The sequence below is a fragment of the Staphylococcus marylandisciuri genome, assembly GCF_025519785.1.
GTDB lineage: Bacteria > Bacillota > Bacilli > Staphylococcales > Staphylococcaceae > Staphylococcus > Staphylococcus marylandisciuri.
This window is the reverse complement of sequence record NZ_JAOPKZ010000034.1, coordinates 1-1,450: the sequence shown is the minus strand read 5'-3', so window position 1 is coordinate 1,450 and position 1,450 is coordinate 1. Positions and strand designations below refer to the sequence as shown.

The 1,450-nt window shown below is 43.9% G+C and carries 1 protein-coding gene; it reads left to right on the top strand.

The features are described from left to right. Positions 1–1,450 (top strand): Rib/alpha-like domain-containing protein (locus N9R04_RS11255; RefSeq protein ID WP_262856871.1); only part of this gene is annotated, 1,450 nt, incomplete at both ends.

Genomic DNA, 1,450 nt, shown 5'->3' with positions numbered 1-1,450 from the left:
ATAAGTACGAACCGAAGGTAACACCAGTAGAGAGAGAACACGGTACACCAGTAACATCAGATGATGTAACAGGAGCAGTCACAGTACCAGGCTACCCAACAGAAGGTAAACAGCCGACAGTCACAGTAGATGAAGGTGCGAAATTACCAGACGGCAATACATCAGGTAAAACAGATGTACCAGTGACAGTGAGATATCCAGATGGCACAGAAGATCACGTGACAGTACCAGTAACAATAGGTAATCAAGCCGACAAAGATAAGTATGAACCGAAGGTAACACCAGTAGAGAGAGAACACGGTACACCAGTAACATCAGATGATGTAACAGGAGCAGTCACAGTACCAGGCTATCCAACAGAAGGTAAACAGCCGACAGTCACAGTAGATGAAGGTGCGAAATTACCAGATGGTAATACGTCAGGCAAGACAGATGTACCAGTGACAGTGAGATATCCAGATGGCACAGAAGATCACGTGACAGTACCGGTAACAATAGGTAATCAAGCCGACAAAGATAAGTATGAACCGAAGGTAACACCAGTAGAGAGAGAACACGGTACACCAGTAACATCAGATGATGTAACAGGAGCAGTCACAGTACCAGGCTACCCAACAGAAGGTAAACAGCCGACAGTCACAGTAGATGAAGGTGCGAAATTACCAGACGGAAATACATCAGGCAAGACAGATGTACCAGTGACAGTGAGATATCCAGATGGTACAGAAGATCACGTAACAGTACCGGTAACAATAGGTAATCAAGCCGACAAAGATAAATACGAACCGAAGGTAACACCAGTAGAGAAAGAACACGGTACACCAGTAACATCAGACGATGTAACAGGAGCAGTCACAGTACCAGGCTATCCAACAGAAGGCAAACAGCCGACAGTCACAGTAGATGAAGGCGCGAAATTACCAGACGGAAATACATCAGGCACAACAAACATTCCTGTAACGGTAACTTATCCGGATGGTTCAAGTGAAAAAGTAGAAGTGCCAGTTAAAATTAAAGATGACGAAGATAATACAGTAACGCCTAATGTTAATCCAGTTACTAAAGGTGACAAAAATATTACTGGTCACGACGGTAAACCAGGACACACAGTAGAAGTCACATTACCGGATGGTACGAAAGTAACAGGTAAAGTGGATGAAAAAGGAAACTGGAGTGTACCAGTACCTACTGATAAACCATTTAATGCTGGAGATAAAGTCAGCGTCGTAGAAAAAGACGATAAAGGTCATACATCACCAGCGACAGAAGTCACTGTAAATGACACAGAAAACACAGCGAAGCAACCAACTGTTGATCCAGTTCAAGGTGGAGATCCATCCGTAAGTGGTAAAGGTACACCAGGACACACAGTAGAGGTGACATTACCAGATGGAACGAAAGTAACAGGTGAAGTAGATGGCGATGGTAACTACCACGTTGATATTCCAGA